Consider the following 4262-nt stretch of genomic DNA (forward strand, 5'->3'; position numbering starts at 1 on the left):
CCACAGCGCGACGGTGGACGCGGTGGCCCGGTGCGGGTAGCGCTGGCCCAGGGCCGCGTCGACCCGGTCGTCTGCTGCTCAGGGGAGTCGTCGGGATGCACCCGCCGAGGCTAGAAAGCTTCTCCTCGCTTGCCATCGGGGTAGTTGGTGGCATGCGCCACAATTTGCCATGATCCGCCCGCTCATTACGCTCGGTGAACCATGAAACGGGCCCACAACGCTTTTCGGATTTGTCCGCAATATCTCCTTTGGATGGACAAGACGGGCGCAAGCTCGTCTGCGCAGGGCGGCCATCGGGCCTCCTCCGTTCGGCCCATGCGGTACCCGGCCGTCCTGGTCGGAACACCTCCGCCTGGGGTACCGGCAGGTAACCCGGCCCGGAACCGGACCGACCAAGCGGCATCAGCCCGCCGGCCCCGTGGCCGCTCGGTACGATGCGGACGGTGACAGAGCGTGCGATCGACGAGCCGGCGGCCGGTGACTCGAGCGGCCGCCCCGACCGCCGGGGACTGGCCGTCTGCCTCCTCGCGGTGCTGCTCGCCGCCCTCCTCGCCGGCCACCGGGCGGTCCCCAACGTGCACGGGTTCGGCAGCCTCCTGGACAGTGCGAGTCCCCTGCTCGGCCTGGCCGTACCCGTGCTCGGTGCCGCCGCGCTGCTGCGCCGGTCCCGCCGGGCGCTGGCGGCGGTGCTCCTGCCCGGGGTCGTCTGGGTGGTGCTCTACGGCGACGCCTGGCTGCCCCCGGCGGCCGGCGGCGGACCGGCGGTGCTCCGGGTCGCCAGCCAGAACCTGCAGTCCGGAAACCCGGATCCCGCCGCCACGGTGCACGCGCTCGTCAGCTCCGACGCTGACCTCATCGCGCTACAGGAGGTGGACGACGACGACCGGGTCGACGCGGCCCTGGGCCAGCGCTACCCGCACCGGGCCACCGCGTCCACCGTCGCGCTGTGGAGTCGCTGGCCGATCCGCGACTCGGCGGGCGTGGACACCGGCCTGGGCTGGAACCGCGCGCTGCGCGCGGTGGTCGCCGCCCCCGACGGCGACCTGGTGGTCTACGTGGTCCACCTCGGCTCCGCCCGGGCGGGGCACACCGCCACCCGCGACGAGACGCTCTCCCGGCTGGCCGCGACCGTGCGGGACGACCGCGCCCCGCGGCTGGTGGTGCTCGGCGACCTGAACACCGCCACCACCGACCGGGTCTTCGCCCCGCTGACCCGGCTGTTGCACGACGCCCAGGCCGACGCCGGTCAGGGTTTCGGCTTCACCTGGCCGTCGAAGCTGCCGGTGACCCGTCCGGACCATGTGCTCTACCGGGGGCTCACCCCGACCGCGGCCGGCGTGCTGCGTACCCCGGACAGCGACCACCGGGCGGTGACCGCCGGTTTCCGCTGGTGACGGTGGGGACGGCTCAACGCCGTCCGTTCTCCGCCGGGGTGACGGTGAGCCGGTGCCGGCTGTTGTCACCGCTGGAGAACGGCCAGAGCCGGTCCGCGTAGGCCACCAGGTCGGCCAACTGGTCGCGGCTCAGCCCGGCGGAGGAGATCTCCGCGTGCACGTCGGCCCGGTACCGGCCGTCGTCGTCGCGGCCGAGCTTCGCCTCCGCGGTGACCTGCACGGTGTGCGCCTCGTCGGTGATCTCGGCGGCCGCCTCCACCGCCGCGTGGTGCAGGCAGGAGGCGAACGCGGCGGCCAGCAGCTGCTCCGGCGTCAGGCCGGTGCAGTGCGGTGCCAGCGGCGACGCCAGCGCGGTGGAGAGCCCGCCGTCGTCGGTGCGGACGTGACCACCCGCGGCGGTCGCGGTGGCCTTCTCGTGCAGCCAGGAACTCGGCTCCGGCATCGCGTTCCTCCCGTCACTCACCCGCCCGGCTACCCGGCCCCCGCCAGGTGAAACGCCGACCGAGCCGGACGCGGAGTCAGCAGGCCCACTCCGTCGGGTGCCCGTCGACCGCCATCGCCTCGGTCGACTCGACGGCCGCCCGCTCGGTCCACGGCGACACCTGGGTGGTCCGCGGCCGGGGGGTCGCCGACAGCATCGGGACGTAGACCCGCGCGTCCACCACCTCGGCCAGCAGCAGCGCGGCCATCAGGCTGGTCGGCCGCCGCTCCGGGTCGTCGTCGAGGCAGCGCCGGCACAGGTCGGCGACCTCCGGGGGCAGCCCGTCGATCTCCGGCAGCGGCTCCGGCGCCTGCCGCTTCCGCTCGCCGAGCAGCTGGGTGGTGCTGCAGGCGGTGTACGGCAGTCGACCGGTCAGGCAGTAGTAGAGCAGCACGCCGAGGGCGTACATGTCGGCGGCGGGGGTGGCCGGCTGCTGGTCCAGCTGTTCCGGGGCCAGGTACGCCGGGGTGCCCACCACGATGCCGTCGGGGGTGGGGTCCGGCGTACCGGCCGGGGTGGCGATCCCGAAGTCGAGCACCTTCACCCCGGCCGGGGTGAGGATCACGTTGGCCGGCTTGACGTCCCGGTGCACGATGCCGTGCGCGTGCGCGGCGGCCAGTGCGGCGCTCACCTCGGCGCAGACCCGGACGGCGATCCGCCAGTCCAGCGGGCCGCCGCGCAGGTGGGCGGCGAGGGTCTCGCCCTCCGCCAGCTCCATCACGATGTAGGGCACCTCGCGGCCGGGGAAGCTGGTCGAGGTGCCGAAGTCGTGCACGCTGGCCACGTTCGGGTGGACCAGCCGGGCCGCGGACCGGGCCTCGGCCCGGATCCGTTCCACTGAGGTCTCCTCGCCGTCCAGCTCCGGGGAGATCAGCTTCACCGCGACGGTCCGGTCCAGGACCACGTCGTGAGCTCGCCACACCTCCGACATCCCGCCGATGCCGATGCGCTGTTCGAGCTCGTACCGCTCGCCCAGCGTCCTCATCGACCACTCCTCGTCCTCGTCCGGCCCGCCGGGACTCGTCATCCCCGCATTTCGGGACGCGGTACCCGGGGTCCGAGCAGGGCAAACCGCCCGGGGTTTCCCGACCGGGCCGGGTCCCCACGGGGTACCTTCCATCCAGGGGGCGTGGTGACGATCCGTGCGTGATCCGGGGCGGAGGGTGTGCGGGTGGGCATGGTGAGGGTGCGGTTCGTCGGCGGACCCGCCCACGACCTGGTCCGGGAGCTGCCGGCGGAGCCCGACGGCGCCCCGCCGCACCGGTGGATCCTGCGCCACCCCGACGAGGCGCCCCCGCCGGGCGGCGGCGGCCCGGACCATCTCTACCAGCGCGACCACCGGGACGGCTACGGCACCTGGACGATGCGGTTCGTGCGCACCGACCCACTCGGCGCCACGGAGTAGGGACGCGCGGCCCCAAGGCTCAGACCGGTGCCGCCTCGGTGGTACCGAGGATGATCGAGGCGACCAGCTCCGGGTCGTCGTGCATCGGCACGTGACCACAGCCGGTCAGGTCCAGGTGGCGGGCCGCCGGCAGCCGGGACCGGGCCAGCGCCGCCTGCCGGTACGGCAGGATCCGGTCCCGGGTACCCCAGGCCACGGTCACCGGGACGGCCGGTGAGCCGGCGAAGGCGTACCCCCGACCGGCCCGGGCCACCGCGCGGAAGGCGAGGGCGTCCCGCAGCGCCCGGGCGTCGGCGAGGGCGGCCTCGACGGTCACCCGGCCCGGCCGGGCCAGGATCATGCCGAGCGCCAGGGTGCGCCCGGGCGCCGAGGCGAACATCGAGCGCAGCACCGGGGCGGGCAGCCGGGCCGCGGTCCGGTGCAGGCCCAGCACGGTGAGCGCCCAGCGCAGCTCCCGGGCGGTGCAGAAACCGGCGGGGGAGAGGGCGGTGGCCGAGGCGACCCGGCCGGCGGCGGCGAGTTCCAGCGCGATCGCGCCGCCCAGGCTGTTGCCCGCCACGTGCGGCCGGTCCAGGCTGAGCGCGGTGAAGACCTCGGCGACCGCCGTCACCACGCCGGGCATGTCCGGCGGCAGGCCGGTCGCGGGCACCGGGGAGCGGCCGAAGCCGGGCAGGTCGAGGGCAATCACGTCGTGCGCCTCGGCGAGCCGGTCCAGCACCGGCAGCCAGGCCGCCCAGTGGTGCCCGATGCCGTGCAGCAGCACCAGCGGCGGGCCGGAACCGCGGCGCTCGAACGCCACCTCCACCGCGCCGCTCATCCGTCGGCCCGCTGCGGGGTGCTCACCCCGAACCGTTACCTAATGAGTTCTGGGAGTGAGCCATCCGGCAAACTCCTGGTGGGTAGGTAGCCGCCAGTTGGTGAGCACTCGTCGTTCCTGGACATCGAGTCCTGATGAAAGATCGTGCCCCGGCTGGTCGGTGTG

5 protein-coding genes are annotated in these 4262 nt (G+C 74.4%); 2 read left to right on the plus strand and 3 right to left on the minus strand.

Annotated features, from left to right (window positions below):
• Positions 1–443: 443 nt before the first annotated feature.
• Entirely contained in the window at positions 444–1394 is a 951-nt protein-coding gene (locus tag DKL51_RS29895; RefSeq protein WP_243422817.1) for an endonuclease/exonuclease/phosphatase family protein, read from the plus strand.
• Between the two features lie 13 nt (positions 1395–1407).
• On the opposite strand, the gene DKL51_RS29900 is transcribed toward DKL51_RS29895, so the two are convergent.
• Both DKL51_RS29900 and DKL51_RS29905 read right to left on the minus strand, forming a co-directional pair.
• Complete coding sequence (locus tag DKL51_RS29900; RefSeq protein ID WP_109948149.1) at positions 1408–1836, minus strand: OsmC family protein; 429 nt, start codon at positions 1834–1836, stop codon at positions 1408–1410.
• A 76-nt stretch (positions 1837–1912) separates the two neighbouring features.
• Positions 1913–2860, minus strand: coding sequence for a serine/threonine-protein kinase (locus DKL51_RS29905; RefSeq protein WP_109948152.1), 948 nt, complete (start codon positions 2858–2860; stop codon positions 1913–1915).
• A 192-nt stretch (positions 2861–3052) separates the two neighbouring features.
• Between DKL51_RS29905 and DKL51_RS29910 the strand changes: the two genes are divergently transcribed.
• Complete coding sequence (locus DKL51_RS29910) at positions 3053–3280, plus strand: DUF8847 domain-containing protein (protein WP_243422819.1); 228 nt, start codon at positions 3053–3055, stop codon at positions 3278–3280.
• A 19-nt stretch (positions 3281–3299) separates the two neighbouring features.
• On the opposite strand, the gene DKL51_RS29915 is transcribed toward DKL51_RS29910, so the two are convergent.
• Positions 3300–4097, minus strand: a complete 798-nt coding sequence (locus DKL51_RS29915; protein WP_109948148.1) for an alpha/beta fold hydrolase — start codon at positions 4095–4097, stop codon at positions 3300–3302.
• Positions 4098–4262: the final 165 nt, after the last annotated feature.

The organism is Micromonospora globispora, from assembly GCF_003857015.1.
GTDB lineage: Bacteria > Actinomycetota > Actinomycetes > Mycobacteriales > Micromonosporaceae > Micromonospora > Micromonospora globispora.